We start from the raw sequence: 26,932 nt of genomic DNA on the forward strand, positions 1-26,932 counted from the left end.
CGGGTCACTTATATGAACGCGCCCTACCTGGCCTTGGGCGTGCTGCCAGACGGCACCCGCGACATCCTGGGCCTGTGGATCGAGACCACCGAAGGCGCCAAGTTCTGGATGAAGGTGTTCAACGACCTGAAGACCCGTGGCACCCAGGACATCCTGATCGCGGTGACCGATGGCCTTTGGAATATGCCAGTTGGAAGGAGCGCCGGGCCGTGGCGGCGGCGCTCAAGCCCGTGTACACCGCACCCACCGTGGAGGCTGCGCTGGCCGAGCTGGCGACCTTCTAGCAAGGGGAATGGGGCAAGCGGTACACCCCGATCGCCGCATCCTGGCGTCGCGCGTGGGACCAGGTGATCCCGTTCTTTACGTTCCCGCCGGCGATCCGCAAGATCATCTACACGACCAACGCGATCGAGAGCATCAACGCCCAACTGCGCAAGATCATCAAGACACGGGGTCACTTCCCCAGCGATGAGGCGGCGACCAAGCTGCTGTGGCTGGCCCCGCGCAACATCACCGGGAAGTGGGGCAGTTCAACGCATGACTGGAAGGCCGCCATGAACCAGTTTGCGATCCTCTATGAGGAACGCTTCACCCATCCACATCGTTGAGATAATGCTGGCTCACCGGTCGAAATGATGGTGAGCCTTTAACTGCCCTGCACACAAAAAAACTGACAGGCCCGGCCTTCGCAAGGCACTGCCACTCACTCACCTGGCGTAGCGGGGTTGAACGGCTGACCACATAGAACGGAAATCACCGCAAGGCCACCCGCAGGCGACGCGCTTTTGGTTACTTTTGTCGCTCGGACAAAAGTGACCAGCCCAGGAGGGCGGAACCAAGCGGTTGACCGACGACAACATGACACCAGCTTCGCGTGCTGTCGACCAACGACCAGATGTTCTCCGCCAGGCACGGCCCCGCACCCATCCAAAAATGCAATTCGCCGCCCCAACGGGGCGGCGAATCCATCAAGAAAGCAACCAGAGGCATCAGGCCCGCTTAGCCTGCGCTCCATACTTGCTCAGATACCGATACTTCCCGAAGTAATAGTGAGACCGATACCACCGCCCCTCCACCTTCAACCCATTAAACAACACCCCCTTCACATCGATCCCCGCCTTCTGGATCTCGCGCCGCGAGGCAAGCAACTCGTCCACCGTGGTGCTGTCCGCCCGCGCGACCAGGAACACCGCCCCCGCCTTGCTGGCCAGGATGCCCGCATCCGAGGCCGCCAGCACCGGCGGCGTATCCAGCAACACCAGGTCATACCGCGAGCGCAATTCGTTGAGCAGCGCATCCATCCCCGGGCTCGACAGCATGTCGGCCGCGTGCGGCGGCTCCGTGCCCGTCGGGATGAAATCCAGCCCCGGAGCGACCTGCCGGCGCAGCACGCGGTCCAGCGGCGCGCCCATCAGCAGTTCAGTCAGGCCCGGGCTGCGCTTGTCATTGAAGCGTTGATGCAACTCGCCACGGCGCAGGTCGGCATCCACCAGCACCACGCGGCGCCCGCTGGCGGCGATCGCTGCGAAGTTGGAGCAGACGAAGGACTTGCCCACCCCCGGCGCCGGCCCGGTAAACACCACCACCCGGTTGCCGCTGCCGGCGAGCGCGAACTGCATCGCGGTGCGGAAGCTGCGCAGGCTCTCGGTAGCCGGGTCGTCCGGATGTTCGCGCGCCAGCAGTCCCTGCGGGCTCTTGCCCTCCGGCTCGAGCCGCGCCTGCTGCATGCTGAACGGGATCGTCGAGTAGACCGTCATGCCGGTCTTCTCCTCGATCTCGTCGGCATCGGCCACGCCGCCGTCGAACGAGTGGCGCAGGATCACCAGCAGCACGCCGGCCATCAGCCCCAGCAGCACGGCGATCGCACCGATCATCTCGCGGTTCGGCCTCACCGGGCGCACCGGCACTTCCGCCAGATCGACCAGGCGCGCGTTGCCGACCTTGCTCGCCTTCATCAGCTTCAGCTGCTGCACGTCGTTGAGCAGGCCTTGCAGCATCTCCGTGCTGACCTTCACGTCGCGCATCAGCCGCAGCACGTTCTGCTCCACATCCGGCAGCTTCTGGATGCGGCCGGAGACGCCGTTGAGCTGGCCCGTCAGGCTGCCGATCTGGTTGTCGATCAGCGTGATCGCCGGGTGGTTGGGCGTGAAGCGCGAGGCCAGTTCCTGGCGGCGTTGCTTCAGTTCCTGCAAGCGGGTCTGGATCTGAACCGACTGCGCCAGGATCAGCCGCGACTCCTCGCTCAGGTCGATGGTGCCACGCTGGTTCCGCATGGCGTTATAGCGCGATTCAGCGGTCTCCACCTGCTGGCGCAGCTGCGGCAGCTGCTGCTCGAGGAAGGCCAGCGACTTCTCGGCCTCGGCGGCCTTGCGACGCACGTTCTGGTCGACGTAGGCGTTGCCGATCTCGTTGAGGATCGCGGCGGTCATCTGCGGCGAATCGCCTTCCAGCGCCACCCCGATCACGCCGCTCTGCTTGCCGCGTTCGCTGATCACCAGCCGGTCCTGCAGCTTGGCGATGGCGGCGCTGCGCGGCAGCTGGCGCACCACGAAGCGCGCGCCGGCCTTGCCGTCGATCCGGTCGACCAGCATCGTGACCTCGCCCGAGGCGGTGGCCACGGCCAGCGGCGTGCCGACCTTGCCGGTGGCGCTGGCATTGTCGCTGGCGAACTGCAGCCGGTAGTTGCCATTGCCCAGGGAGGTCACGAACAGCTGGCGGCCCTCCATCGTGGCCGGCACATGCAGCCGCGACACCGAGATCGACTCATGCCCCCACGCAAAGCCGCCCCAGCCGAACAGGCCCGGGCTGGACAGCTCCGGGTTGAAGCTCGCCAGCGCGGCGCCCACTACCGGGAAATAGCGCGGCGTCGCCTCGATATCGAGCCGCAGGCTGTCCACCGCCTTGCCCACCACCATGCGCGAGCGCAGCAGCTCCACTTCGGCGCTGGCCGCGGGCTTGAGGTCGAATACCGGCGAGATACCGGCCGTCAGCTTGCTGGTGTTGCCCGTGCTGTTGGATTCCTCCACCTGCACCATCACGTCGCTGCGGTAGACAGGCCTGGCCAGGAACGCATAGGCCAGCCCGACGCCCACCACCAGCGCCACCGTGGCGAGGAAGCTCCATCGGTAGCGCATCAGCACGTCCAGGTATGCCGTCAGATCGATCGACTTGCCGCGCTCTTCCGGGCCAAGAGCGATGTCTTCCCGGTTTCCAACCGTTCTCATGATGCCTCTCCGTGGGTGTTGACCGGCGATGTGGCCTCGAGCTGTGCCGACCATGACGCAATGCCCTGCCTGATAAGCTCCAGCACGATCGTGAACATGCTCATCGAGCAGCCGTACGGATCGGGCACGTCTGACTTGAGGAACTCGCACAGGCGGAAAGTCTTGCCGCGCGCCTGCGGGAACAGGAACTCGAGTTCGTCGCGCTGTTCGTTGTCCATCACCAGCACCAGGTCGGCCGCGTTGACCATGATGGCGGTGATGGCGCGTGCGCGGTGCTCGCGCAGGCTGATGCCGGCACCCGCCAGCAGGCGTGCCGCGCGCGGGTCGGCGGGCGCGCCCACCGGCGGCGCGAGCCCGGCGGAAGTGACCGTGCACCACGGCACCGCCTGTTGCAGCAGGTGGGCCGCCATCGGGCTGCGGCAGATATTGCCCACGCAGACGACCAGGATTGTCTTGACCATGTTTGGCTCGGTGACTCGCTCGATTTTTCCGCTCGATTTACCTGAAGCCCGTGCCGGCGCTGATCGCGGGCTGCGTGATCGGCAACAGCAGGCTCATGACCCGGCTCCAGCGCACCAGGTTGCGCGCATCGACATAGACCACGTCCTTGGGCTCGAGCTCGAAGCCTTCGGCGATCGCCAGCGCCACCGGCGAATTGCCGTCCAGGTGGAACACCTTGGGCTCGCCGTCGGGCTGCTTGCGGATCACGAAGATCTGCTCGGCGTTGGCCGAGTTCGGGTTCACGCCGCCGGCATCGCCCAGCGCCTCGTTCAGCGTCATGCGGCCGTTGCGCATCAGCAGCGACGTCGGCCTGACCACTTCGCCGGTGACGAAGATCTTGTTGTCCTCGCGCTGCTCGACGCGCACGATGTCGCCCGAGCGCAGCAGGATGCGTGACGGATCGACCCCCTTGGCCAGCAGCGCGGGCATGTTCACGTGCCAGGAGCGCTCGCCGCGGGTGACGCGCACGCGGCTGTTGTCGCCGGTGGTGTTGAGCACGCCGCCGGCGCGGTTCAGCGCCTCGACCAGCGTCATCGGCGCATCGTCGATGGCCTGCATGCCGGGCGTCTTCACTTCGCCGTCGACGTAGACGCGCTGGCTGCGGAAGCCCAGCACGCGCACCGTCATCTGCGGATCGCGCACCACGCGCGACAGCACCTTGGCCATGCGGTCGCGCACTTCATTGGCGGTGCTCCCCGCTACCTTCATCACGCCCGCATACGGGAACTGGATGTCGCCCGAGGCGCTCACCACGTAGCCCGGCACGTTGGAACCGCCGGTGGACTGCGGGATCTCGTAGGTGGCGCCCACGCTGTAGGTCTGCGTGGGGAACACCAGCTCAGGGTGGTCCCAGACCACCACCGAAATGATGTCGCCCGGACCGATGCGATAGGGCTGGGGCTTGGCGTACAGTTCGTCCACGCCCAGGTTATCCACCTTTGGCTTGGCCTTCAGCTTGCGCACCAGGTCGAGCGTGATCGGCGTGGTGGTGGCGATCGCGTCGTCGCCCACCGCGCTGACCTTGCCGCTGGGTTCGAAATACATGCCGGGGGATGCGGCGCAGGCGGCAAGCAGCAGGGTGGCGGCGGCCACCCCGAGCGATCGTGCCGCGCGGGCGCCGTGCTTGTCTTGCGGTGCTGCTGCCTCCGGACCGCTTGCGGCCCTTGTCCGGTCTGATCTCATGGCTGTCTCCTCGGTCGACAACGCCGACATGGCGCCTCGTGCCCATGCCTTCCGAGCTCATCGTATGAACCCGGAGGTCTAGCTTCGGTGCGCTCTCGCACATTGCGTCGGGCCCAATCGGATGGGTTTAAACCCCGCTTGTGCCAAGCTCTCGCAGGGCCGCAGCGGTGCGCAAAGCCTGCTCTCACGCCGATGGATGAGGGCCTTCTGGCCGAGTGCTGCGAGGCCCTATGGCACGGCCCCATGACGCGGCCACACGACCCTGCCCGCGCTGCCGACGCTACGCCGCAAACATGCGGGGCTGTGCACGCACGCCAACAGGGACGCGAGTTGCAGGGCGCCGTGATGGGGCTGCCGGTGGTCGCCACCGACATCAATGGCTGCAATGAGGTCATCGAACCGGAGCCAGCACTCTGGTTTGCATGGTGGCTCGAGTGAACTGCGATCGCGTTCGGTTCATGGGAGGGGCTGCGCGCCCCGCCGCATGCACACGCTTGCCACGCACGCCGCGCCGGCACTAGGCGGGCAGGCGCAGCGGATTGACCTGGTAGGTGCCGCGCGAGGAAATCATCTGCCGCTCCGGTGCGTTGGCGCGCACGCCGCAATGCGAATCGACCACGCACTCGCGGCCAATGTGGATGCGCGGATAGATGGTGGCGCGCGTGCCGAGGAAGCACCCCTCGCCGACCGAAGCATCGCCGTTGAGCGCCGCGAACGGAGAAAGAATCGAGTACGCCCCCACGCGTGCGCCATGGCCGACGCTGCAGTGCACGCCGGCAAGCGTGCCGTCTTCCATCATCGCGTTGCGGTTGATGATGCCGAGCGGGCACACCAGCACGCCCGTGCCCAGCCGCGCGTGGCGCGACACGATGGCCGCGCCGTGCACATACGCGGGCAGCGCCACGCCGTTGCCCGCCAGCCGCATGCTCACCGCTCGCCGCGCGCGCACCATGCCGATCGCCACCACCACCACCTGCCCGGGCGCCGCGCGAAAGTCCGCCACGCTCGACAGGTGCGGCAGCGGCACGCCGTCGGGCACCTTGCCGGGGGCGTCGTCGATAAAGCCGGCCACCGCGGGGCCGCCGGCCAGGGACTCCTCGTACAGGTAGTCGAAGATCTCCAGCGCAAAGCCGCCGGCGCCGGCGATGACGACGGAAGAAACGGGTTCGGGATGCAGCAACGGCATGATGGGTTGGCGCCTGAGGCGCTTGGAGACGACTTCAGTACACGCTGACCTCGCGCAGGAATGCACGGGTCAGATCCAGGCCGTCCCACACCGGCGCAAACGCCAGTGCCTTGCCGAACGGCACGATGCGGTCGATGCCGCCAGGCAGGCTGGCCGCGATAAAGCGGCGCAGCTCGGCGGCATCGAAGCCGGCGTAGGCGACGGTCTGCACGCTGCGGTCCAGCAGCGCGGGCAGGTCCGTCAGCGCCGGCATCGACGATTCGAAGAAGAGCCCCGCGCCGCAATGGCGCGCGGCATGCAGCGCCGGTTCGTCCAGCCATACGCGCACCAGGTCATTGCTGCCTTCGTTGCGCGCTTCGGCACGGGTCTCGATCGCGAGCGCGTCGGCCGCCACCAGCTTGTTGACGTAATCGGCTTCGCCCAGCGCCGGCGCCCTGGCCGCGACGATGTCGCCGAGCCGCTGCCAGAAGTCGCGGCTGGCTTCGCGCGCCTCGCCGCGCTCGCCGATCCACAGCACCAGCCGCGGCGAAGAGCACGCCATCTGGCCGAACCAGTAGGCGTCATTGTGGAAGGCGTGCGCCAATTCGTCCTGGCGCGCCGGCGTCGCGGCCAGCCAGCCCGCGGCCGACACCAGCGCCAGCGAATACTTGTTCGGGAAGCAGATCTCCGTGGCCGTGGGCGGCAGCGCAATGCGGCGCAACGCCGCCACGGTATCGTCGCCGCCCCAGATCACGCGCACGTCGCACACCGCCGACAGCCGCGCGGTCACGGCCTCATCGGCGGCATAGCGCACCAGCAGCGTGCGCTGGGCGATGGCGTGGTGGGCGGGCTCGGCCAGCAGGCATCGCACCGCGTCGACCAAGAGCGCCGCCTGCGGCGATTCGCGCGTGGACACGCGCACGATATTGCGGTTGCCGCTGAGCAGCGCCAGCATCCATGAATAGACGAAGATGGTGTCGACATTGGCGGGCGCGATATGCAGCACGGTGCCGCGCGGCACCATCACCGGCGCATCGGTGCGCGCCTGCCACTGCTGGCGCACGTCGTCGCGCAGCCGCGTAAGGTTGGCCCGGCGCAGCCAGAAGGCCAGCGCGGTCAGCTCAGGATACGCGCGCGCCTGCGGCGCATGCAGCAGCGCCTCGGACAGGGCCGCGGCGAACGCCAGCGCCGCGTCGCTGTACGGCGGCAGCACCGGCACGCCGGCCAGCGCCTCGGGCGCGACCGCCGCGGGGATGCCGGGGACGTCAGGATTGAGGAAGACCAGGGTGCTCATGCGCGGGCTCCCCCGGTGACGGCGCCATGGCTGGCGCCCATGGACGGCAATCCGGCCGCATAGGTGTCGCTGCAGCCGCGCAGCTCGGCGCGCGGGATGCGGCCGTGCACGCGGAAGGTGCGCCCCAGCCGCCCGCACGGGCAGTCGTCGATGCCGAGGCAGGTGCCGGTATCCTCGGTCAGCAGGCTGTTGCCGGGATAGCTGCCCGGCAGTGCCGACAGCACCTGGATCACACCGGGCCGGCCCGGCGGCTGCACCGACCAGTCACGCGCATTGCGGATCAGCACGTCGGCAAAGGCGGGCGTATGCAGCCGGCCATGCTCGCACTCCATGAAGATCGAGCCGACCTGCTCGACCATGCCGTAGAAGTCGTGCACCGCGCCGATATTGCAGCGCTCGCGCAGGCGCCGGCGGAAGGTGGCGCCGTCCACCGCCTCGTCCTGCAGCTTCTTCCAGCCGCCGCCGTGGATCAGCACCGCCTCGCCGAAGTCCAGGTCGGCGCCTTGCCGGTCCAGCTCGGCCAGGAAGTGCCGCCAGATCATGAAGGTGAAGCCAAACAGGAAGATGCGCTCGCCGCGGTGGCGTGCGAGGAAGTCCGCGATCACGCCGAGATCCGGCGCCATGTCGGCCTCGCGCAGCGCATAGGTGTGGTCGCGGCCAAAGCTGGAAAAGCCCAGGATGCCGGCGCCGCGCGCCGAGAACGAGGCGCGGCTGCGGATCACCGCGGGGTGGTCGAGCACCAGCATCGGCAGGCGCGCCTTGCCCAGGAACTGCTGCACGATCAGCACCAGCGCGCGCGTCTGCGCGGTGGCGGTGGCGCGGTCCAGCACGATACGCGACACGCGCTGCGAGGTGGTGCCCGACGAAGTCAGCACCTTGAACACATCGGCTTCGCCGACCGAGCGCAGTTCATATTCCTTGAACAGCCGCACCGGCAGGAACGGCAGTTCCTCCAGCGCGAAGCGCTCGCCGCCGTGGTAGCCGCGCCCCTCCAGCACGCGCCGGTAGGGCGGGCAATGCTCGGCATGGTGCCAGGTCAGCGCGCTCAGCAGCATGCCCAGATGCGCTGACTTCTCGGCGTGCGGCACGCCGTAGACCGGCCAGTCGAAGTACGGGCGCTCGGTTGCCATGCTGTGGATCTCCTGTGGGCGCAGCGTCGGGCTCGTTGGATTGGGGTCAGCCTGCGGCTGGTGCGTGGACCACGTCGCTCAGTAGGTCGGCATAGCGCACCTTGCCCGCGCCGGACATCGGGAAGGCCTGCACGCCCACCACCCGGATGGCCGAGCGGTGCAGCCGGTAGCGCTTGCTGATGGTGTTGGCCAGTTCGTCCAGCGCGGCCGCGTTGGCACCGCGCACCGCCACCACCAGCAGGTCGTCGCGCCCGGTGACGGCCACGTCATGGCGCTCGTTGCGCAGCTGCGCCTCCACCTCGTCCATGCCGATGCGGTTGCCGAATACCTTGATAAAGCGCTTGAGCCGCCCGGTCACGTGGAAGTAGCCATCGCTGTCGCGCCGCGCCAGGTCGCCGGTGCGCAGGTAGCCCTGCTGCAGGTCCGGCGCGCACAGGTCGGCGGCTTCGGTAGCGTAGCCCAGCATCACGTTGGGGCCGGTGTAGCACAGCTCGCCGCTCTCGCCGGGCGTGCTGGCGAGGCTGCCGTCCTCGCGGCGCAGCTCCAGCCGGCCGCCGGGGATGGCGATGCCGATCGCGCCGATCTTCTCCAGCAGCCGGTGGGGCGGCACGTAGGCGATGCGCGCGGTGGCCTCGGTCTGTCCGTACATCACGAAGAAGCGCTGGCCGCGCGCAGCCGCCAGTTCGCCGAACCAGCGCTGCAGCGCGTCGGGCAGGCGCCCGCCGGCTTGCGTCATCGTGCGCAGCGACGGCAGCGCCATGCGCTCGAAGCGCAGCTGGCGCAGGATCGCGTATTGCGCCGGCACCCCGGCCAGGCTGGTGGCCGACTGCTCGCGCAGGCGGTCCCAGAATGCGCGCGCGGTCAGGGGCGCGCCGGTCATTACCAGCGTCGCGCCCACCAGCAGGTGGCTGTTGATCACCGACAGGCCGTAGGAATAGTGCATCGGCAACGAGGTGATGGCGCGCTCGCTGTCGTCCAGCGCCAGGAAGCCGGCAATCGCGCTGGCGTTGGCCTGCAGGTTGTGCGCGCTCAGCCGCACCAGCTTGGGCGCGCCGGTGCTGCCCGAGGTCGACAGCAGCAGCGCCAGGTCCGGATGCACCGGCGGCGACGAGGGCGCGCGCGCCTGCCAGCCGTCGTCGGTGTGGACATGCGCCACGCCGTAGTGCGCGTAGAGCGCTTCACGCAGGTCGACGTCGAGTCCGGCATCCACCAGCAGCGCCGGGATGTCCGCACGCAGTGCGCCCAGGTAGGCGGCCAGCGACGGCAGGCTGTTGGCGCATTCGATCGCAACCAGCGTGCGGCGCCGCGCCGGCGCGCCGGCGACGGTGTAGGTGACATCGGCCTCGCGCGCCAGTGCCGCATAGCTGACCCGGGTGCCGTCTTGCAGCACCAGCGCGGTCTGGCTGCCGAATGCCTGCAGGCGATGAGCGAAGGTCAAACCAGCATCCCCCCATCCACGCCGATGGTCTGGCCGGTGACGTAGGCCGACAGGTCCGAGGCGAGAAACGCCGCGACCCGCGCCACGTCCAGCGGCTGCCCCACGCGGCCCATCTTGACCGAGGCCACGGCCCGCGCAAAGCACTCGGGCCCGACCGAACGCGCCATGTCGGTGTCTATCACTCCGGGCGCGATCGCGTTGACGCGGATATTCTGCGGCGCCAGCTCCTTGGCCAGCGACTTGGTGATGCCGATCACCGCGGCCTTGCTGGCGGCGTAGACCGCCTCGCCGGCATTGCCGTTGGTGCCCATGATCGAGGCCAGGTTGACGATGCTGCCACCCTGGCCACGCGCCATCAGGCGGCTGGCGTACTGCGCGCAATGCAGCACGCCAAAGGTATTGGTGTCGAAGACATGGCGCATCTGGCGCTCGGTCACCATGCCGATCAGCGCGTCCTCCAGCACGCCGGCGTTGGCCACAAGCACATCCAGGCGCTTGACCTGCCGGAACACGGACTGGAACGCGTTGCGCACGCTCTCGGGCTGGCTGACGTCCAGCACCAGCGGCGTCACCTTCGCGCCCGGCATGGCGTCGAGCAGCTCCGCGCGGCGCTGCGCCACGCGCTCCTCGGAGCGGCCCGACAGGAATACGTGCGCGCCTTCGGCGGCGAACAGCCTCGCGGTGGCCAGGCCGATGCCGCGGGTGGCGCCGGTGACCAGTGCGATCTTGTCTTCGAGCAGCACGGTGCACCTCACAGGACGACGCGGTATTTCGCGAGAATTTCCTTGGCCTTGGCCACCGAGCTCATGTCGACGATGTCGTCGGTGTCCATCATGATCTCGAACAAGTTCTCGATCTCGGCCACCAGCGCCATGTGCGCCACCGAATCCCATTCGGGGATGGTGTTGTAGGTCAGGTCGTCGGTCACGCGGTCTTCCTGGATGCACAGTACGTCGGCAAAAACCCGGTGCAGTTTGGCAGTGTTGGTCATGGTGTCGGCTTCAGGTAGAGAACGCACGGGACGGTTGCCGGGCGCCACGCAAAGGCGGGACTGACTCGCGCCGCCCCGCCTCTGGTGTGCACCGCGTCATCGTAGGCCGGTGCGGCGTTGTGCTCTGTACGGTTTCGCACGCCTGTTTGAAGTGCACGGCGCGCGCCCGTGCGGCAGGCCGTAGGTCCTCATGGCGAATTGCCGGGCGCCGCAGCGCTGGCCGGCTCCAGCTGGGTGTCGGTTTCGGGCGGGAACAGCGGCGCGCCAGCAATCTTGCGGATGGCGGCCTGCAGCGGCTGGCGCGCGCCTTCGGGCGGCACGCTCTCGGGCTGCGCAGCGGGCTGCTGGCTTGCCGGTTGCGCCCGTGCGGGCGCGGCGGGGCGGTTGTCCAGCGACGTGTAGGGCGCGTACTCCGGCACGACCGCCTGCACCAGCGTCTGGATGCTGACCTCGTCGCGCGTCTCGCACGCGGCAAACAGGCGCGCCAGGCGCTGTTCCAGCTCGGTCTGCTCCAGGAAGGGCTCGTGCGAACACATGATGCGTTCATGCTCGCTGGGGGTGACGTCGCCCCCGATCAGCAGCTCCTCGTACAGCTTCTCGCCGGGGCGCAGCCCCACCACCTTGATCTCGATATCGCCCGCGGGATTCTTGCGGGTGCGCTCCACCAGCCCCGACATCTCGATCATGGAGCGCGCCAGGTCGACGATGCGTACCGGCTTGCCCATGTCGAGCACGAACACCTCGCCGCCGCGCGCCATCGCGCCGGCCTGGATCACCAGCTGCGCCGCCTCGGGGATCAGCATGAAGAAGCGGATCACGTCCGGATGCGTGATGGTGATCGGGCCGCCCGCGCGGATCTGCCGGCGGAACAACGGCACCACCGATCCCGACGAGCCCAGCACGTTGCCGAAGCGCACCATGGCAAAGGTGGTGCGCGTGCCGGACCGCGCCGCGGCGGCCTGGAACACCAGCTCGGCGATGCGCTTGCTGGCGCCCATCACGTTGGTGGGCCGCACCGCCTTGTCGGTGGAGATCAGCACGCAGGTGCGCACGCCGAAGTGGTCCGCCATGTTGGCGATATTGACCGTGCCCAGCACGTTGTTGCGGATGCCCTCGGACATATTGCCTTCCACCAGCGGCACATGCTTGTAGGCGGCCGCGTGATAGATGGTGTCGACCTGCTGCCCGCGCATGGCTGCGGCCACGGCCTCCGCATCGCACACCGAGCCGATGCGCGCCTGCAGGTCCAGCCCGGGGAAACCGCGGCGCAGTTCCTGTTCCACGACGTAGAGCGCAAACTCGGAGTGATCGAACAGGATCAGGCGGGCCGGGTCGCACGTTGCGATCTGACGGCACAGCTCGCTGCCGATCGAGCCGCCGGCGCCGGTCACCAGCACCACCTTGCGGTGCGTGCATTTGGCGAACAGCTCCTCGCGCGGCGGCACGATATCGCGCCCGAGCAGGTCTTCGATCTTGATGTCGCGGATCGACTGCATGGTGATCTTGCGGTCCACCAGTTCCAGCAGCGTCGGCAGCGTGCGCACGCTGACCGCGTAGCGGTGCAGCTTGTCGACGATGATGCGCCGGCGCTCGACCGACAACGTGGGCATCGCCAGCACCACCTCGTTGATGCCATGCTGGTAGATCTGCTCGCGCATCTGGTCGCTGTGGTAGACCGGCAGGTCGGCAAAGATCTTCTTGTCGAGCGTGATGTCGTCATCGAAGAAGCACACCGCCTTGTGATTCAGGCTGGCCCGCATGGCGATGGCCAGCTGGAAGCCCGCATCGCCCGCGCCGAAGATCGCCACGCGCAGCGCCGGGCGGCTGTCCGCGGGCAGCCGCCGCTGTTGCGTGCGGTTGAGCAGCGCGCGCGCCACGAAGCGCGACACCACCACGTAGGCGAAGGCGATAAACCAGTAGATCAGCACGCCCGTGCGCGGCAACCGGTCCAGGTTGACCAGGAACGACAGCCCGTAGGTCAGCCCGATCAGGCAGGCCAGGCTGGTGCCTGTGATCCACAGTACCTTCAGGTCGAAGTAGCGCACCACGGTGCGGTACAGCCCGCTGAAGGAGAACACCGGGATCGTGCAGATCGCGATCACCGCCGCGGGCGTCACGCCGTAGTGCGTGACCAGGTCGAAGTTGCCGGAGCGCAGAAACAGCGCCAGCGTGAAGCACAGCGGCAGCGCCACCAGGTCGGCCAGCACCATCAGCGCCACCTTGCGCCGGCGCGGCAGCGACACCAGCCATTGCGACAGCGGGAACAGCGGGGTGCTCATGGCCGTGGCCCTCCTGCGTGCCTGCGCGACGGCGGTGCGACGGACGCCGCCAGCGACCCCGTTCCAGCGTACAGCGTTGCCCGAACCATGCCTGCCAGCGGCGCGCGCGGATGGCCGCGGCGCATGCCTTGCCGCGCCAGGTGCAGGCGCCGTGGGAGGCCTGCGCCACGGTGACGGCGCGATGTTCCGAGATAGTGTTCCATGCCAGCCATTATTGTTTTCTGCCTGGCGCGCGCAATTGGCCAGCGTGCGCTGCCGTACGCAAACGGAAGCCCTCGCCCGGCAACTGCGCGCACCTTCCTGCTGGTGGTCTAGGCCACATGGCTGCCTTCACTTGCCTGATGAACTTTGATTAGATGAAGGCGTTTCCAGCCAGGCGCAGCGCGCCATGCCGGCCCGTTCGCGGCCCCCGGCAAGTCCCTGCCGCCACATAACCATCACATCATGAAGCGCATCCTCGATATTGTCCTCGCGTCGCTGGCGCTGCTGTTGCTCGCCGTGCCGCTGCTGGTCCTCGCCGTGATGGTCCGCATCAAGCTGGGCGGTCCCGTCATCTTTCGCCAGACACGCCCAGGCCTGCACGGCAAGCCGTTCGAGCTGCTCAAGTTCCGCACCATGACCGACGCGCGCGGCCCGGATGGCGAGCTGCTCTCCGACCATGAACGCATCACCCCCTTCGGCTGGCTCCTGCGCCGCACCAGCCTCGATGAACTGCCCGAGCTGTGGTGCGTGCTCAAGGGCGACATGAGCCTGGTGGGACCGCGTCCGCTGATGATGGAATACCTGCCGCTGTATTCGCCCGAGCAGGCGCGCCGCCATGACGTGCCCAGCGGCATCACCGGCTGGGCCCAGGTCAACGGCCGCAACTCGCTCAGCTGGGAAGACAAGTTCGCGCTCGACGTCTGGTATGTCGACCATCAGTCGGTATGGCTCGACCTGCGCATCCTGTGGCTGACCGTACGCACGGTGCTGCAGCGCGATGGCATCAGCGCCGCCGGCGAAGTGTCAGCCACCGTTTTCACCGGCAGCCGCAACTGAGCCTGCCCCGCCCTCGCGTTGCATTCATCCCAAGGTAACGATCACGCCCATGCTAGACACCCCGTTCTCGCCCTGGCCGAGCTTCACCGCCGAAGAGGCCGATGCCGTGCACCGGCTGCTGCTGTCCAACCGCGTGAACTACTGGACCGGTTCGCAATGCCGCGAATTCGAGCAGGAGTTCGCCGCCTGGTGCGGCGTGCCGCATGCGGTGGCGCTGGCCAACGGCACGCTCGCGCTGGACGTCGCGCTCAAGGCGCTGGGCATCGGACCCGGCGATGAGGTGGTGGTCACGCCACGCACCTTTGTCGCCAGCATTTCGTGCGTGGCCAATGCCGGCGCGGTGCCGGTGTTCGCCGATGTCGACCCGGACAGCGGCAACCTGAGCGCCGCCACCATCGAGCGCGTGCTGAGCCCGCGCACGCGCGCGGTGATCTGCGTGCACCTGGGCGGCCTGCCGTGCGAGATGGACCCGATCATGGCGCTGGCGCGGCGTCACGGGTTCAAGGTGATCGAGGACTGCGCGCAGGCGCACGGCGCGCGCTACCGCGGCCGCACGGTGGGCTCGATCGGCGATATCGGGTGCTGGTCGTTCTGCCAGGACAAGATCATGACCACCGGCGGCGAGGGCGGCATGGTCACCACCGCCGACCGCGAGCTGTGGCTGCGCATGTGGTCATACAAGGACCACGGCAAGAGCTGGGAGGCGGTCTATGAGCGCGAGCATCCGCCCGGCTTTCGCTGGCTGCACGACAGCTTCGGCACCAACTGGCGCATGCTGGAGATGCAGGCCGTGATCGGCCGCATCCAGCTGGCGCGCCTGCCGGCATGGAGCCGGCAGCGGGCACAGCATGCCGCCGCGCTGGCCGAGGCGCTGTCCGCATGCGAGGCGCTGCGCGTGCCGCTGGCGCCGGCGCATGCCGAGCATGCCTGGTACAAGTTCTACGCCTTCGTGCGCCCCGAGCGGCTGGCCGAAGGCTGGAGCCGCGACCGCATCATGGCCGAGATCAACGCCGCCGGCGTGCCCTGCTATGCGGGCGGCTGCGCCGAGTGCTACCTCGAGAAGGCGTTCGACGGCACCGGCTGGCGCCCGACGGTGCGCCTCCCGGCCGCGCGGCAGCTGGGCGAGACCAGCCTGATGTTTCTGGTACACCCTACGCTGACTGAAGCGGAGATCGGCAAGACGGCGCAGGTCGTGTGCGACGTGATGCGCCGCGCGACCCTGCAGCACGCGACCGAAGTCGAGCTGGATGAAGCGGCCGCACTGCAACGATGACGCAGTGGCCGCCATTCATCCTGCTCGGAGAGAGCACGTGGCTGGTGCCGGTAGGGTTGGCGATCGCGCTGGCGCTGGCGGCGGCTGGCGCATGGCGGCGCGCGCTGGTGTGGCTGGCGTCGTTCGGCTGCGGCGCGGCGCTGGTGGGTAGCGCCAAGCTGGCCTTTGACTTTGGCGGCTGGTACCTGCCGGCGCTGGACCTGTACGACGTCAGCGGCCACGCCATGCTGACCACGGCGGTGTACCCGGTGCTGCTGATGCTGCTGGGTTCGGCGCTGAGCCCGCGCGTGGCACGCATCGGCTGGTTCGCGGGACTGGCGCTGGCGCTGGCGATGGCGCTGAAACTGGTGTCCGGCCACTACCACACGCTGTCCGAGACCTTGCTGGGCGGCGCGGTGGGGTTGGCGGTGGCGTGGCTGAACGCTGGTATCCGTATCCGCGGGCCGGCGCCGCAGGTCGTGCTGGTGGCGGTGCTTGGCATCGGCGCCTTCGTCTTTGTCAATGCGCACGGGCTGCTGTACCCGGTCAAGGCCGCGATGTGGGAGCACGCGGCACGCTGGCAGGATGGCACGGTGCGGCATTACCGGCAGATCGATGCCGATCCGGTGACGGGCCAGACCCGCGTCACCGTGCGCAAGCGGTCGTGCCTGTCGACGCGGGGGCGGCAGGCGTCGCGGCACGCCACCTGAACAAGCCGCGGCGGCTTCCCGGCGGGGAGGACGAGAGAGGTAGACAGATATGGACTGTGCCCCGGAATTCGGCTCATTTTTCGCGCTGGACTCGGCCGTACCCACGGGCGGGCCGCCCTGGGTGCCGCCCGACGCCGCGCTCTACGGCTGCGGCCGCGACGCGCTGCGCGCGGTCGTGGCGCACGGCAAGGCCCGCGGCTGGCGGCGCCTGTACCTGCCGACGTACTACTGCCATGACGTGACCGACGTCAGCGCGCAGGATATCGACGTGCGCATGTACCCGCATGCGCCGTTCGAGCCCGGTACCGCGCTGCGGCTGGGCGAGGACGAGGCCGCGGTGGTGGTCGAGTACTTCGGCATGCCGTGCACGGTGCAGGTCAGCGGCGGCGCGGTGGTGCTGGACCGCACCCATGACTGGCTGGCGCCATGGACCTACGCGCGCACGCCCGACTATGTGTTTGCCTCGCTGCGCAAGACGCTGCCGCTGCCCGACGGCGGTATTGCGTGCGCGGCCGGTGGGCAGCGCCTGCCGCAACCCGGCCCGACCGACACCCACGTGGCGCTGGCCGCGCGTCTGGCCGCGGCCATGGCGATGAAAGAAGCGTGGCTGCGCGGCGCGCCGCTGGAGAAGGCGCGCTACCTGGCGCTGGCGCGCGACGTGGAGGCCGCGCTCGGCCGCGCGGGCGAGGTCTCCGGGCCGTGCGCACTCACGCGGGCGCTGGCGCCGGCGATCGACCTGCACCATCTGCGGCGCCGCCGGCTGGAGAACGGCGCCATCTTCAGCGCACGCCTCGCCGCACTGTGCGGACCCGACCGCCCCGTGACGCTGTTGCGCACACCGGCCTACCCCATGCTGCGCTTCGCCACGCGCGCCGCGCGCGAGGCCTGCCGCGCCGCGCTGATCGCCGCGCGCATCTATCCGGCGGTGCTGTGGCCGGTGGAGCGCGACGGCGTGCCGGCCGCGCACCGCGCGTTGTCCGGCGAGCTGCTGGCGCTCCATGTCGACTACCGCTATGGCGTGCAGGCCATCGCGTGCGTGGCGCAGACGGTCGCCGGCCTGTGCATGCAGGACGCCCCGGCATGAAGGTCCGGCTGCTGGCGACATCCGATCCGGCCTGGCCAGCAGTGCTGCGCCGCTGCGCGCACGACTGCTACCACACGCCCGGCTGGCTGCGCGCGGCCGAGTATGGCGACCGCGGCACGGCCTGGGGCCTGTACGCGTCCGAGGGCGATGCGGAGTTGCTGGTGCCGCTGGTGCGGCGCGAACTCGACGGCGGCAGCTGGGACGCGGTCTCGCCCTACGGCTACGGCGGCCCGATCCTCAGCGCAAGTGCGACCCAGGACTTTGCCGATGCGGCGCTGCGCCAGGCGGTGGGAATGCTGCGTAGTGCCGGCTGCGTGTCGTGGTTTATCCGGCTGCACCCGCTGCTGAATGCCGGCTGGCGCAGCGCCGTGGGCGAGGTAGTGGAGCAGGGGCTGACGGTATCGGTCGACCTGACCCGTAGCGAGGCCGAGCACTGGCGTGACACCGCGCACGGCCACCGCAGCGACATCAACAAGGCACAGCGCGCGGGGGTCACGGTGCGCATTGACGAGTCGTTCGTCGCGCTGGGCCGCTTTGTCGCGCTGTACACCCAGTCGATGCACCGGCTCGAGGCGCCGGCGTACTACCACTTCGACGAGCGCTATTACCAGACCCTGTGCCGTGAAATGGGTCCGTGCCTGCGGCTGTTCGTGGCCGAGGAGGCGGGCGCGGTGATCGGCGCGGCGCTGCTGACGGTGGCGCCGTCGGTCGGCATCCTGCAAGGGCACCTGTACGGCGCGGACGAACGCTGCCTGCACCGGCAGCCGCTGAAGCTGCTGATCGATGCGCAGCGCGCCTGGGGGCGGGAGCAGGGCTACCGGGTGCTGAACCTTGGTGGCGGGCGCGGCGGACAGGTGCAGGACTCGCTGTTCCGCTTCAAGCGGGGGTTCTCCCCGGATACCCACGTGTTCCGCACGCAGCGGTTGATCGTGGATCCGCGACGATATGCGGCGTTGTGCAGGGGTGGGAAGGGGCGGGAGCTGGAGGATCTGAGAGGGTATTTCCCGGCGTACCGGCGGTAGGGGGTAGCTGTCAGGCGTGGCTGCCATGGGCCTGCGGCAGCGCGCCCTCCTCAGCCGACGCCCGTCAAAGCACGCCCTGCCACCGGCGAGCCACGCAGAAACGGGTACGCTCCCGGGCCGCGGCACGGCTGCGGCAGCTCAGGCCATCGACCCGGGCAAGCGGCTGCCGTGTTCGCCTCCACCCTCATACCGCCCATCCCGTGCGCGCAGCATCTCCCACAGCTGGCGCGCGGTCGCCCAGGCCGGCACCGTCCCGTGCCAGCCCGCGCCGCGCACATTGCGCGCCAGCACATGCGGCAACGCCACCATCAGGTACAGCGCCGCCTTGACATGCCGGCGCTGGCTGCGCCCGTAGCGTCGATAGGTGACATAGAGCCGCGAGGCCTCGCACGCCGGCGCGGCCTCTTCCACCGCGGGCACCGCCGCATGCTGGTTGACCGCACTCGGCATCAGCTCGATCCGGTGCCCGAACTCGAACACCGCGCGGCTGGCCAGTTCGCAGATCTCATAGCCGGCCGCCAGCTGCTCGTCGAACGTGACCTGGTCGAACAACGCGCGCGGGAACACGGTGCTGTGCAGTACCACCGAGCACAGCCGCTCGCCGTAGCGGTAGTCCTGCGACGGATAGCCCAGGAACGCCGCCTTGCGCGGCTTGCCGCGCTGGCCCTGGCAGACGTCAGTGCCGGTCAGGATCAGCGGCGCGGCGCAGCCCGAGGTGGCGCGGTGCACGTAGTCGTCGGCAATGCGGTCGGTCATCTGCTGCAGGAAGGTCGCCCCCAGCAGTGTGCGGTCGTCCAGGAACAGCACGTGCGAGCCGGTGGCCCCGCGCAGGGCGCGGTTGCGGCTGGCCGCGCCGCCGCGGCGCGGGCCTTCCAGGTAGAGCACGTCAGGGATGTCGGGGATATCGGGAAAGCCGTGGCGCACCATCTCGCGCGTCTGATAGTTGCTGCTGTCGTCGACCACGATGAGCTGGTGCGGCGGCATGGTCGATGCGGCGACCGAGCGCAGCGTGCGGTGTAACCCTTGCGGATGGTCGCGCGTGCAGATGCACACCGAGAACGTGGGCAGGAACGTACTGGCCGGCATGGTTGACCCCCTTCCGGATTGGTTTCACCGGTCGTGCCGAGCCGGCCGCGTCTGTTGCGCGGTACGGCACGGCACGGTGATGCAATGGCAGGTGCCGGTCGTGGCCGGCCCTGTCCGTTACAGGCCCTGGCTCGCGGCCTGGAAGGCGGTCTCGCCGGTGCGCGGCGCCACCACCGGGCGCGCACTGCTGTCGCGCGTGGAGCGTTCGTCGCCGCTCACCCACTCCAGCGTCGCGCCGCGCTGCAGGGCGGCGTAGACGGCCTCGCCCTTGTTGCGCACCTTCAGGCGCTGGTACAGCGTGCAGGCGTGGCTCTTGACCGTGGCCACCGAGATATTGAGCATGCGGCTGACCGTCTTGATCGGGTAGCCGCGCGCCAGCAGCACCAGCACCTCATACTGGCGCGGCGTGATCTTCAGCATCTCGGCTTCGTCGTAGCTGGGCTCTTCCTCGACCAGCGGCGCGGCGTTGGCAGCGGATGCTGGCGCTGCGGCCGGCGCCGACAGCGGCTGGCCCGGGCGCAGGCCGGTCAGGTCGCGCACGGCCACCGCGGCGCGGGCCGCGCCGCGCGGCGTGCCGGCGCAGGCCACCAGCGAGAGCGGTTCGGACTGCAGGGCAGTGGGGAGCGATGCGCTGAGCGGCAGCGGCGCGGCCGACGCCAGCGACTGCACCGCCGGCATGGCCGAGCGCGAGGCCGAGGGCATGGCGCCGGTCTCGGCCGAGAACAGCAGTCCCTGCACGCCCGACACCGCCAGCCGGATGGCGGCCTCGATCACCGCCAGCTAGGCGGACTTGGGCAGGCAGCCGCAGACACCGCGCGCGCTGTCAGGGTTGGGCACGTGCAAGGGCAGCACGTCAGCCAGGATCAGGATGCGCTGCGGTGACAGCGCTGCACGGGCGCGTTCCAGCTGCTCCCAGCCGGGCGCCGTGTCGGCGGGCATGCCGAACACAAGCAGGTCTGCATTGTGGTGCCGGGCCTCCAGCCTGGCGATGTCCGCGGGCGCAATGGCCGCAACCTGGGCGGATTCCTGGATGTTCTCGAGCATCTGCAACAGCCCAAGCCGGAGCAATGGATGCTCCTCGATCAGCAACGCGTTCATGACTTCACTCCCCGTTTACTCGGGGGCGGACGCGGGGTGCTTTTTGCGTATGGGAGTGCACTACCGAACAGCAGCCACCGGTGGTGGCTGTCTGCGTGTGATGACCCCCATGCTTCCATGCTCCGGCAGTCCCGTTCTTCTGGATGGAACTTGTCGGCGGCTGGAAGGTTGACCCGAACCCGAACCCGAAAGATTCTCGCTCCCAAATCGGCTTAAATTCATCTTATGGGCTGGTGGAATGGAATGCAAGCGAGCGGATTTTGGACGAGACAGGGTTGAAATGACAGGATGGTCATAATCCTTTAAGAAATCACCCGAATGCGCCATGCAAAGTTCCGCAAACGACGCTCTGAGGCGGGGTTGCGGTGGTTTCATCGATGTGACACATCGATTTTGAATGGTTGCAGCATTGAAACAGATCGCATTATCAGAGCCCCCGGTTAGCGAGGTTTCTAACCCCATCGTGGGGTGTACGTAATATATCTGGCATGCGGGTGGCGCAATTATGAAACTCGGGCCTGATACAAGGTCTCGAAATGAATCTGCCTGATTTTGCGGCAGTTCGGGCGCATGGCCTAGTGCTTCTGGATGAGAGGCGTCTCCAACCACGGGATGAGCCTTGCGGCGCCGGCCGCACTGGCCGGCGCGGGGCTTGCCACCAACTGTCGGCGGGGCAGGGGCGGCAAGCCCTGACCTGCCCCTGTTGCGCTTCCTGCGCGCTTGCCGCGCAAGCCTCGCTGGGCCGCTTCAGCGGGCCCAGTAGCCCGGGCGCATGACCCAGCCGCGCTGGCCGCGCACCCAGCGCTCGGGCACATAGCGGTAGCCGGGGCGCTGCGCCTGCCAGTAGCCGCGGCGCCAGTCATAGCGACCGTCGCTGGCGACCCAGTGGCCGGGCACCCAGACCTGGCCGCGGCGCGCGGCCGGGTGCGGCTCGTAGCGCGGCGGCGGGGGTGGCGGGCCGTAGCCGTGCGCGACCATCACGGGTTGCGCGTCGGCGGGGGCGATCAGTCCGAAGGCGCCGCCCGTGGCGAGGACGGCTGCGGCAAGCAGAAGCTGGCGTTTCATTTGGGTTCTCCTTGGGGGGCGTGGTTCGGGTCTGCGCTCGGCAGGTTCAAGCCGTGGTGAATCAGTAGCGGTCGTAGTGGTGGTAGCGGGGCGGCGGGCCGCCGCGCGGCGGCACCACGATGCAGGCGGAAAGCAGCGCGGCCGTGGTGGACAGCAGCACGATCAGGGAGAGGGTGCGTTTCATTCGGGCTCCTGCGGGTTCGCGTTGGACACGGCTTCAATGTAGCGAGCGGACCCGGCACCGGGTGCTTGCACTTGTAAGGCTGTCTCACATGGACCCAGGGCGCCCGCGAGCGCGGGGCGGCCCGGGGCATCGGCCGGGAACCCTTGTGCCACAAGGCATTGCGGGTAAGGTGGCGGCGCCGGGGCGCGGCTGCGACGCGGCGGGCGGAAGGTAATGTGACGTTACATCGGAAATAGTTCTCGCAAGGCAGCGCCGCTTCCGCGGGCCGGCCCGCGCCGCGTTGCACCTGTAGCGGGCGCCTGCAAATAGCACGCAGAAACGGGTACGCTATAACGGTGCGGCTTGCATCGGCATGGCTCGCGCTGCGCTGGAAACGGTGCGGGTGCGGTGCGGGTGCGGTGCGTGTTCGGTGCGAGTGCGAGCGCTGGAACGCCCGCGTCAATGGCATGAAGCTTGCGCTGCCGGCTGTGCCAATCGGGAAGTTGCCACGTGTGCTTGAAGGAGGCGCCATGCCGGTCATGCTCATCGTGCTTGCCTTGCAGTTTTTGCAGGGCCTGTCGCCGCCCGCCGCGGCGTTGTTCGCGCTGCCGCAGGAGATGCCGCCCGCGGATGCCGCGGCCGTCGTCGAGACAGCGCTGACACGCTGATGTCGGGAGGTTCGCGCGGCCCGCCGCCGCGGCAATCCGAGTGGCTCAACCCAACCACCCCATTGTCACGGAGGCAGCATGAACCGCAGCGACGTCACCGACCTTATCATCGAAGCCAAGGTCACACGCGGCATTACCTGGGCCCAGGTGGCCGAACGCGTCGGCCGCAGCAAGGAATGGACGACGGCCGCGTGCCTGGGCCAGATGGCATTCGATGAAGCGGGGGCGCGCGCGGTGATGGAGGTGTTCGGGCTGCCGCCCGAGGCCGAGCCGTGGCTGCGCGAGGTCCCCTACAAGGGCTCGTTGCCGACGCAGGTGCCCGCGGACCCGCTGATCTACCGTTTCTATGAACTCATCAGTGTCTACGGCACCACCTTCAAGGCGCTGATCCACGAGGAGTTCGGCGACGGCATCATGAGCGCGATCGACTTCCGCATGGACCTGCAGCGCGAAGCCGATCCCAACGGCGACCGGGTGCGCATCGAGATGTCGGGCAAGTTCCTGCCCTACAAGACCTACTGAAGCCGGGGCGGGCGCGGCTTATCCCGCGGCCCGCGGCATCGCATAGGCGCTGCCGTAGCGCGCCGGATCCAGGCGCAGCGTCAGCACGCCCACCAGCGCGGCGCAGCCCAGGTGGTACCACCAGCCGGCGGCAAAGCCGCCGGTGCGCGCCTGCAGCATGGCGGTGATCCAAGGTGCCAGCGAAGCGAGCAGGAAGCCGCCGCCCTGCATCAGCGCGCTCAGCGCGCCGGCGCTGTCCGGATCCGGCAAATGGTCCAGCGCCACCACAAGGTACAGCGCAAAGCAGCCGCCCAGGCCCGCGCCGCCGATCACTGCCCAGGCGTGCGGGGCGGCATCGGGCCACAGCGCCAGCCCGCCGAAGCCGGCCACCTGCATGGCCAGCGCCAGGGCCATCCACGCCCGGCGGTCGGCGCGGCGCGCCGCCAGTGCCGGCAGCAGCAACGCCGCGGCGGCCTGCGCCAGCGCCATTAGCGCCACCAGTGCGCCGCTGGCCGGGGCGCTCCAGCCGTGGCCCTGGTAGAAGGGCGCCAGCCACGCCACCAGCGAGGCATAGCCACCGTTCATCACGCCGAAGCACAGCATCAGCAGCCAGGTGCGCGGGCGCCGCAGCAGGGCGCGCGCAGCACTTGGCGGGCGCAGCGGCGATGCGCCCCGGGCTGGCAGGGCCCGCGGCAGTGCCACCCACGCCAGCGCCAGCGCAGCGAGCACCGGCACGGCCCACAAGGCCAGCGCCTCGCGCCAGCTTCCGGCCTGCGTGCTGACCCAGGGCGAGAGCTGCGCGCCCAGCGCGCCGCCGCCCATCAGCGCGGCCGAGTACAGCCCCATCACCGGCGCCACGCGCTCCGGGAATTCCTGCTTGACCAGCCCCGGGCACGCCGCCTGCATCACCGCCACGCCCAGCCCGCACAGCGCCGCCGAGGCGATCAGCAGCGTGCCGTCGGCCACCCCCAGGCGCAGCGCACAGCCCGCGCCCAGCAGCGCCAGCGCGCCGAGCACCGCGGCACGCGCACCCAGCCGGGCACGGATGGCGGGCCCGAAGAACGCGCCCACCCCCATCAGCAGCATCGGCAGCAGCGTCAGCCAGGCCATGCCCTGGTAACTGAGACCGGTGCCGGCGCGGATCGCGGGCGCCAGCGGGCCCACGGCGGTCAGGAACGGCCGCAGGTTCAGGCCGATGCCGGCCACCGCGGCCAGCACCAGCCAGCGCGGCGTGGCCCGGACCGCCGGGGCGTTTGCGATGGCATCAGCCACGGGGGGCGCGCGTGGCGTAGAGCTGCGCGGCGGAAAGATCGACCGGCACGCGCGTGAGCGGCAGCGGGGGCGGGTCGAGCGGCAGGCGCAGCGCCTGGTAGGTGGCCTCGCTGGACATGCCGTAGGGCGCGGCGTCGTCGTTGTCGAAGGCGTAGTAGACCGCTTGCACGCCGGCCATGGTCATCGCCGTCAGGCACATCGGGCACGGATGGCCGCTGGCGTAGACCACGCTGCCGCGCAGGTCCGGGCGGCCGAGCTTGCGCGCGGCGGCGCGCACGGCCTCCATCTCGGCATGGGTGGTCGGGTCGTGGCTGTGGACGATGTCGTTGACACCGGTGGCGACGGCCTTGCCGTCGAGCGCCAGCACGGCGCCGAAGGGGCGGCCGCCACGGTCACGGTTGGCTTCGGCAAGGCGGACTGCCTCGCGCATGAATTCCTGGTGAGTGGTCATGATCCGGACAAAAGTGAGTGCATGCTCGCAGCGCGGGCGCGCGGCATGGCTTTGGCAGGTAGGTCCCGCAGGCGGTCGAACGTCGCGCGAGGGCAGCCCACTGTACGCCGGGGCTTGGTAATTGGGAAATTAAATGATGAAATCGCCGGCAGTGGAAAACCCAATGGACCGCCGATGCAGGACCCTCACCTCGATCCCGTGCTGCTGCAGAGCTTTGTCGCCGTGGCGGAAAGCGGCAGCTTTACCCGCGCCGCGCAGCGCGTGCACCTGACGCAGTCGACCGTCAGCCAGCAGGTGCGCCGGCTGGAAGAGCAGCTCGGCTGCGTACTGCTGGACCGCGGCGGGCGCTATGTCACCACCACGCCGGAGGGCGAGCGCCTGCTCGGCTACGCGCGCCGCCTGCAGCAACTGATGGCCGAAGCGGTCGGGCAACTGCGCCAGAGCGCGGGCCAGGGCGAGATCCGCATCGGCGTGCCGGAGGACTTTGCCGCGCGGCCGCTGACACCGGTGCTGGCCGGGTTTGCCGACGACTGGCCGGGGGTGCGGCTGGAGGTGACCAGCGGCATGAGCCACGAGCTGTGGCAGCGCTTCCAGGACCGCGAGCTGGACCTGGTGCTGGTCAAGCAGCGCGTCGGGCATGCCACCGGCCTGGCCAGCTGGCCGGAGCCGCTGTGCTGGATCGATAGCCGCCAGCGCCCGGCGGTGGCGCGCGACCCGGTACCGTTGGTGGCGTTTCCGGTGGGCGGGCTCTACCGCGGCGAGATGACGCACGCGCTCGACGCCGGCGGGCGGCGCTGGCGCGTGGCCTTCGTCAGTGCGAGCCTGGCCAGCATCCTGGCGGCGGTGGCCGACGGGCTCGGCATCACGCTGCTGCCACGGCGCCTGGCCAGCGCCCATCACCGGGTGCTGGAGGACGACGGCTGGCCGGCCGCGGTGCCGGAGATCGAGCTGAGCCTGCACGCGCAACCGGACCTGCCGGCCCCGGCGCGCGACATGGCGGCGCGGCTGGCCGCGCTGTGCGAGCGCGTGATGGCGCCCGCGGGCGAATCAGCGCATGAGATCCCGCACCAGGTCCGGCGCGAGGCTCAGCCGAAGAACTCGTTGTAGTAGCGGGTGCAGGTGCCGGCCGGGCGGAAGGTGTACGGCAGCTCGGCCATCGCGGCGGCTTCGAGCGAGCCGAACGGGATGTCGGGCATGGTCAGGGCGCCGGGGTTGCCTTCCGTGGCGGTGTTGTGATCGGGGTGCGCCAGGTGCGCGCGTGCGTTGGCTTGCGAAGTCATGTCGGGCTCATTCAGGGGCCGGGCATCATGCCCGGCGAACAGCGGATGGGCGGCGTTCCCGGGGGAATCGCATGGGGCAATCTTAATGCTGCAGCGCAGGAAGATCAGCCGGCCCCGGCAAAACACACTGTTGCGAAATCGCGTTCAATCTAAGTGACTTGCGCGCTATTGCACGCGGATGCGGCATACCGTCAGGTTGCGCCTACGCCTTCTCCGGCAAGGTCTATATTGGCAAAGGGCCGCCTGCGCCGCGCCGCCGCCGTGGCGGTGCGGGCCTCGACAGCCACTTAGCCGGCGTCACGGCGCCGGACTTCCGGGAGCGCGCCATGTTGACATTGCCACCGTGCTTTGCCGATCGCCGCGAGGCTGGCCGCTATCTGGGCCGCCGGCTGGCCGAACTTGGCTTCGGCGCCGCGCAGCTCGGGCAGCCCGCGCTGGTGCTGGCACTGCCGCGCGGTGGCGTGCCAGTGGCCTTTGAAGTCGCGCGTGCGATCGATGCCCAGCTGGACGTGCTGCTGGTGCGCAAGATCGGCGCGGCGGGCTACCCGGAACTGGCACTCGGCGCGGTGGTGGAGGGCGATGCCGCGGGCGGCGGCCCGCATACCGTGGTCAACGACGATCCCTGGGCGCGGCGCGCGGTGGAAAGCGGCAGTTTCGATGCCGAACGCGGGCGCCAGCTCGATGAGATCGCACGGCGCCAGCAGCGCTACCGCGGGGGGGCACCGGTGCCGGCGCGCGGCGGGCGTACCGTGATCGTGGTCGATGACGGCGTGGCCACCGGCGCCACCATGCGCGCCGCGCTCGAGGGCGTGCGCATGGCCGGGGCCGCGCGCGTGGTGGCGGCCACGCCGGTGGGTTCGCAGGACGGGCTCGCCAGCCTGCAGCCGGCCGCCGACGAGATCATCTGCCTGAACACGCCGCCGAACTTCGGCGCGGTCGGCGCCTTCTACCTGGATTTCTCCCAGACCAGCGACGACGAGGCGCTCAGCCTGTTGCGCCAGGCCGCCATGCCGCGCACCGGCTGAGGCGCGCGCCTGC

Annotated in this window: 26 protein-coding genes and 2 pseudogenes; 11 read left to right on the forward strand and 17 right to left on the reverse strand. The window is 69.3% G+C overall.

All coding sequences use genetic code 11. The features are described from left to right. Positions 1 to 18 precede the first annotated feature (18 nt). Positions 19 to 608: pseudogene (locus ABNX08_RS32325) on the forward strand (transposase); the annotation flags it as partial. A 381-nt stretch (positions 609 to 989) separates the two neighbouring features. On the opposite strand, the gene ABNX08_RS32330 reads toward ABNX08_RS32325, so the two are convergent. Genes ABNX08_RS32330 through ABNX08_RS32340 form a run of 3 tightly spaced genes read right to left on the reverse strand, consistent with a single transcriptional unit; the run spans position 990 to position 4,769 of the window. Next, the gene (locus ABNX08_RS32330) at positions 990 to 3,224 is read right to left on the reverse strand and encodes a polysaccharide biosynthesis tyrosine autokinase (RefSeq protein ID WP_022537256.1); all 2,235 of its coding nucleotides are present in this window, start codon (positions 3,222 to 3,224) and stop codon (positions 990 to 992) included. Continuing rightward, the gene (locus ABNX08_RS32335) at positions 3,221 to 3,685 is read right to left on the reverse strand and encodes a low molecular weight protein-tyrosine-phosphatase (RefSeq protein ID WP_022537257.1); all 465 of its coding nucleotides are present in this window, start codon (positions 3,683 to 3,685) and stop codon (positions 3,221 to 3,223) included. Before ABNX08_RS32335 ends, ABNX08_RS32330 begins: the two co-directional genes overlap by 4 nt. Positions 3,686 to 3,722: 37 nt before the next feature. After that, positions 3,723 to 4,769, reverse strand: coding sequence for a polysaccharide biosynthesis/export family protein (locus ABNX08_RS32340; protein WP_349605200.1), 1,047 nt, complete (start codon positions 4,767 to 4,769; stop codon positions 3,723 to 3,725). A 441-nt stretch (positions 4,770 to 5,210) separates the two neighbouring features. On the opposite strand from ABNX08_RS32340, the gene ABNX08_RS32345 reads away from it, so the two are divergent. Continuing rightward, on the forward strand, positions 5,211 to 5,345 hold the full coding sequence (locus ABNX08_RS32345) for a hypothetical protein (protein WP_349605176.1): 135 nt from the start codon (positions 5,211 to 5,213) through the stop codon (positions 5,343 to 5,345). Between the two features lie 79 nt (positions 5,346 to 5,424). Here the strand turns inward: ABNX08_RS32345 and ABNX08_RS32350 are convergent, their stop codons facing one another. The 7 genes from ABNX08_RS32350 to ABNX08_RS32380 all read right to left on the reverse strand — a co-directional run bounded on the left by ABNX08_RS32350 (position 5,425) and on the right by ABNX08_RS32380 (position 13,204). Then, complete coding sequence (locus tag ABNX08_RS32350) at positions 5,425 to 6,093, reverse strand: acetyltransferase (protein ID WP_022537260.1); 669 nt, start codon at positions 6,091 to 6,093, stop codon at positions 5,425 to 5,427. A gap of 34 nt (positions 6,094 to 6,127) precedes the next feature. Then, positions 6,128 to 7,366, reverse strand: a complete 1,239-nt coding sequence (locus tag ABNX08_RS32355) for an acyl-CoA reductase (protein WP_022537261.1) — start codon at positions 7,364 to 7,366, stop codon at positions 6,128 to 6,130. After that, positions 7,363 to 8,496 (reverse strand): hypothetical protein, encoded by a 1,134-nt coding sequence (locus ABNX08_RS32360; RefSeq protein WP_022537262.1) that lies wholly within the window; start codon positions 8,494 to 8,496, stop codon positions 7,363 to 7,365. The genes ABNX08_RS32355 and ABNX08_RS32360 overlap by 4 nt, the downstream gene beginning before the upstream one ends. 46 nt (positions 8,497 to 8,542) lie before the next feature. Beyond that, the gene (locus ABNX08_RS32365; protein ID WP_022537263.1) at positions 8,543 to 9,934 is read right to left on the reverse strand and encodes an AMP-binding protein; all 1,392 of its coding nucleotides are present in this window, start codon (positions 9,932 to 9,934) and stop codon (positions 8,543 to 8,545) included. Beyond that, positions 9,931 to 10,677 carry an SDR family NAD(P)-dependent oxidoreductase gene (locus ABNX08_RS32370; protein WP_022537264.1) on the reverse strand — a complete coding sequence of 249 codons (747 nt, stop codon included), beginning with the start codon at positions 10,675 to 10,677 and terminating at the stop codon, positions 9,931 to 9,933. The genes ABNX08_RS32365 and ABNX08_RS32370 overlap by 4 nt, the downstream gene beginning before the upstream one ends. An 8-nt stretch (positions 10,678 to 10,685) precedes the next feature. Then, positions 10,686 to 10,925 carry an acyl carrier protein gene (locus ABNX08_RS32375; RefSeq protein WP_022537265.1) on the reverse strand — a complete coding sequence of 80 codons (240 nt, stop codon included), beginning with the start codon at positions 10,923 to 10,925 and terminating at the stop codon, positions 10,686 to 10,688. Positions 10,926 to 11,113: 188 nt separating this feature from the next. Then, positions 11,114 to 13,204, reverse strand: coding sequence for a nucleoside-diphosphate sugar epimerase/dehydratase (locus tag ABNX08_RS32380; protein WP_022537266.1), 2,091 nt, complete (start codon positions 13,202 to 13,204; stop codon positions 11,114 to 11,116). 444 nt (positions 13,205 to 13,648) lie between these two features. Between ABNX08_RS32380 and ABNX08_RS32385 the strand changes: the two genes are divergently transcribed. From ABNX08_RS32385 to ABNX08_RS32405, 5 genes are read left to right on the forward strand one after another with little or no spacing between them, the layout of a single operon-like run. Beyond that, positions 13,649 to 14,242 carry a sugar transferase gene (locus ABNX08_RS32385; RefSeq protein WP_022537267.1) on the forward strand — a complete coding sequence of 198 codons (594 nt, stop codon included), beginning with the start codon at positions 13,649 to 13,651 and terminating at the stop codon, positions 14,240 to 14,242. A 49-nt stretch (positions 14,243 to 14,291) separates the two neighbouring features. Further along, positions 14,292 to 15,515 (forward strand): DegT/DnrJ/EryC1/StrS aminotransferase family protein, encoded by a 1,224-nt coding sequence (locus ABNX08_RS32390; protein WP_022537268.1) that lies wholly within the window; start codon positions 14,292 to 14,294, stop codon positions 15,513 to 15,515. Then, the gene (locus ABNX08_RS32395; RefSeq protein WP_022537269.1) at positions 15,512 to 16,204 is read left to right on the forward strand and encodes a phosphatase PAP2 family protein; all 693 of its coding nucleotides are present in this window, start codon (positions 15,512 to 15,514) and stop codon (positions 16,202 to 16,204) included. The genes ABNX08_RS32390 and ABNX08_RS32395 overlap by 4 nt, the downstream gene beginning before the upstream one ends. 49 nt (positions 16,205 to 16,253) lie before the next feature. After that, positions 16,254 to 17,288: a hypothetical protein gene (locus ABNX08_RS32400; protein WP_022537270.1), complete on the forward strand. Its 1,035-nt coding sequence runs from the start codon at positions 16,254 to 16,256 to the stop codon at positions 17,286 to 17,288. Beyond that, entirely contained in the window at positions 17,285 to 18,310 is a 1,026-nt protein-coding gene (locus tag ABNX08_RS32405) for a GNAT family N-acetyltransferase (protein ID WP_022537271.1), read from the forward strand. Before ABNX08_RS32400 ends, ABNX08_RS32405 begins: the two co-directional genes overlap by 4 nt. Before the next feature lie 138 nt (positions 18,311 to 18,448). On the opposite strand, the gene ABNX08_RS32410 is transcribed toward ABNX08_RS32405, so the two are convergent. The 4 genes and pseudogenes from ABNX08_RS32410 to ABNX08_RS32425 all read right to left on the reverse strand — a co-directional run bounded on the left by ABNX08_RS32410 (position 18,449) and on the right by ABNX08_RS32425 (position 21,743). Then, the gene (locus ABNX08_RS32410) at positions 18,449 to 19,396 is read right to left on the reverse strand and encodes a glycosyltransferase family 2 protein (protein ID WP_022537272.1); all 948 of its coding nucleotides are present in this window, start codon (positions 19,394 to 19,396) and stop codon (positions 18,449 to 18,451) included. A 117-nt stretch (positions 19,397 to 19,513) separates the two neighbouring features. Beyond that, a pseudogene (locus ABNX08_RS32415) lies at positions 19,514 to 20,494 on the reverse strand (response regulator transcription factor). A 747-nt stretch (positions 20,495 to 21,241) separates the two neighbouring features. Further along, the gene (locus ABNX08_RS32420; RefSeq protein WP_022537274.1) at positions 21,242 to 21,559 is read right to left on the reverse strand and encodes a YXWGXW repeat-containing protein; all 318 of its coding nucleotides are present in this window, start codon (positions 21,557 to 21,559) and stop codon (positions 21,242 to 21,244) included. 61 nt (positions 21,560 to 21,620) lie between these two features. Further along, positions 21,621 to 21,743, reverse strand: coding sequence for a hypothetical protein (locus ABNX08_RS32425; protein ID WP_022537275.1), 123 nt, complete (start codon positions 21,741 to 21,743; stop codon positions 21,621 to 21,623). 509 nt (positions 21,744 to 22,252) lie between these two features. On the opposite strand from ABNX08_RS32425, the gene ABNX08_RS32430 reads away from it, so the two are divergent. Then, entirely contained in the window at positions 22,253 to 22,390 is a 138-nt protein-coding gene (locus tag ABNX08_RS32430; protein WP_349605179.1) for a hypothetical protein, read from the forward strand. 78 nt (positions 22,391 to 22,468) lie between these two features. After that, the gene (cynS, locus tag ABNX08_RS32435; protein WP_022537277.1) at positions 22,469 to 22,912 is read left to right on the forward strand and encodes a cyanase; all 444 of its coding nucleotides are present in this window, start codon (positions 22,469 to 22,471) and stop codon (positions 22,910 to 22,912) included. Between the two features lie 18 nt (positions 22,913 to 22,930). Here cynS and ABNX08_RS32440 read toward each other — a convergent pair whose 3' ends face one another. Further along, positions 22,931 to 24,163, reverse strand: a complete 1,233-nt coding sequence (locus tag ABNX08_RS32440) for a cyanate transporter (RefSeq protein WP_349605180.1) — start codon at positions 24,161 to 24,163, stop codon at positions 22,931 to 22,933. Continuing rightward, positions 24,156 to 24,614, reverse strand: a complete 459-nt coding sequence (locus ABNX08_RS32445) for a nucleoside deaminase (RefSeq protein ID WP_349605181.1) — start codon at positions 24,612 to 24,614, stop codon at positions 24,156 to 24,158. The genes ABNX08_RS32440 and ABNX08_RS32445 overlap by 8 nt, the downstream gene beginning before the upstream one ends. A gap of 174 nt (positions 24,615 to 24,788) precedes the next feature. Here ABNX08_RS32445 and ABNX08_RS32450 point away from each other — a divergent pair, with 174 nt between their 5' ends. After that, positions 24,789 to 25,721 carry a LysR family transcriptional regulator gene (locus tag ABNX08_RS32450; protein WP_022537280.1) on the forward strand — a complete coding sequence of 311 codons (933 nt, stop codon included), beginning with the start codon at positions 24,789 to 24,791 and terminating at the stop codon, positions 25,719 to 25,721. On the opposite strand, the gene ABNX08_RS32455 is transcribed toward ABNX08_RS32450, so the two are convergent. Then, complete coding sequence (locus tag ABNX08_RS32455; protein WP_022537281.1) at positions 25,700 to 25,894, reverse strand: hypothetical protein; 195 nt, start codon at positions 25,892 to 25,894, stop codon at positions 25,700 to 25,702. The two genes, ABNX08_RS32450 and ABNX08_RS32455, sit on opposite strands and share 22 nt — an antisense overlap. Positions 25,895 to 26,223: 329 nt before the next feature. On the opposite strand from ABNX08_RS32455, the gene ABNX08_RS32460 reads away from it, so the two are divergent. Further along, complete coding sequence (locus ABNX08_RS32460; RefSeq protein WP_041681889.1) at positions 26,224 to 26,919, forward strand: phosphoribosyltransferase family protein; 696 nt, start codon at positions 26,224 to 26,226, stop codon at positions 26,917 to 26,919. Positions 26,920 to 26,932 lie beyond the last annotated feature (13 nt).

The organism is Cupriavidus sp. DF5525 (genome assembly GCF_040149425.2).
Taxonomy (GTDB): domain Bacteria; phylum Pseudomonadota; class Gammaproteobacteria; order Burkholderiales; family Burkholderiaceae; genus Cupriavidus; species Cupriavidus pickettii_A.

Excerpts from the sequence above, each read along its gene's own strand:
- ABNX08_RS32330 (WP_022537256.1), bottom strand. The coding sequence starts at position 3,224 with ATGAGAACGGTTGGAAACCGGGAAGACATCGCTCTTGGCCCGGAAGAG.
- ABNX08_RS32335 (WP_022537257.1), bottom strand. The coding sequence starts at position 3,685 with ATGGTCAAGACAATCCTGGTCGTCTGCGTGGGCAATATCTGCCGCAGC.
- ABNX08_RS32340 (WP_349605200.1), bottom strand. The coding sequence starts at position 4,769 with ATGTATTTCGAACCCAGCGGCAAGGTCAGCGCGGTGGGCGACGACGCG.
- ABNX08_RS32350 (WP_022537260.1), bottom strand. The coding sequence starts at position 6,093 with ATGCCGTTGCTGCATCCCGAACCCGTTTCTTCCGTCGTCATCGCCGGC.
- ABNX08_RS32355 (WP_022537261.1), bottom strand. The coding sequence starts at position 7,366 with ATGAGCACCCTGGTCTTCCTCAATCCTGACGTCCCCGGCATCCCCGCG.
- ABNX08_RS32360 (WP_022537262.1), bottom strand. The coding sequence starts at position 8,496 with ATGGCAACCGAGCGCCCGTACTTCGACTGGCCGGTCTACGGCGTGCCG.
- ABNX08_RS32375 (WP_022537265.1), bottom strand. The coding sequence starts at position 10,925 with ATGACCAACACTGCCAAACTGCACCGGGTTTTTGCCGACGTACTGTGC.
- ABNX08_RS32380 (WP_022537266.1), bottom strand. The coding sequence starts at position 13,204 with ATGAGCACCCCGCTGTTCCCGCTGTCGCAATGGCTGGTGTCGCTGCCG.
- ABNX08_RS32385 (WP_022537267.1), top strand. The coding sequence starts at position 13,649 with ATGAAGCGCATCCTCGATATTGTCCTCGCGTCGCTGGCGCTGCTGTTG.
- ABNX08_RS32390 (WP_022537268.1), top strand. The coding sequence starts at position 14,292 with ATGCTAGACACCCCGTTCTCGCCCTGGCCGAGCTTCACCGCCGAAGAG.
- ABNX08_RS32395 (WP_022537269.1), top strand. The coding sequence starts at position 15,512 with ATGACGCAGTGGCCGCCATTCATCCTGCTCGGAGAGAGCACGTGGCTG.
- ABNX08_RS32400 (WP_022537270.1), top strand. The coding sequence starts at position 16,254 with ATGGACTGTGCCCCGGAATTCGGCTCATTTTTCGCGCTGGACTCGGCC.
- ABNX08_RS32405 (WP_022537271.1), top strand. The coding sequence starts at position 17,285 with ATGAAGGTCCGGCTGCTGGCGACATCCGATCCGGCCTGGCCAGCAGTG.
- ABNX08_RS32410 (WP_022537272.1), bottom strand. The coding sequence starts at position 19,396 with ATGCCGGCCAGTACGTTCCTGCCCACGTTCTCGGTGTGCATCTGCACG.
- ABNX08_RS32420 (WP_022537274.1), bottom strand. The coding sequence starts at position 21,559 with ATGAAACGCCAGCTTCTGCTTGCCGCAGCCGTCCTCGCCACGGGCGGC.
- ABNX08_RS32425 (WP_022537275.1), bottom strand. The coding sequence starts at position 21,743 with ATGAAACGCACCCTCTCCCTGATCGTGCTGCTGTCCACCACGGCCGCG.
- ABNX08_RS32430 (WP_349605179.1), top strand. The coding sequence starts at position 22,253 with ATGCCGGTCATGCTCATCGTGCTTGCCTTGCAGTTTTTGCAGGGCCTG.
- cynS (WP_022537277.1), top strand. The coding sequence starts at position 22,469 with ATGAACCGCAGCGACGTCACCGACCTTATCATCGAAGCCAAGGTCACA.
- ABNX08_RS32445 (WP_349605181.1), bottom strand. The coding sequence starts at position 24,614 with ATGACCACTCACCAGGAATTCATGCGCGAGGCAGTCCGCCTTGCCGAA.
- ABNX08_RS32450 (WP_022537280.1), top strand. The coding sequence starts at position 24,789 with ATGCAGGACCCTCACCTCGATCCCGTGCTGCTGCAGAGCTTTGTCGCC.
- ABNX08_RS32455 (WP_022537281.1), bottom strand. The coding sequence starts at position 25,894 with ATGACTTCGCAAGCCAACGCACGCGCGCACCTGGCGCACCCCGATCAC.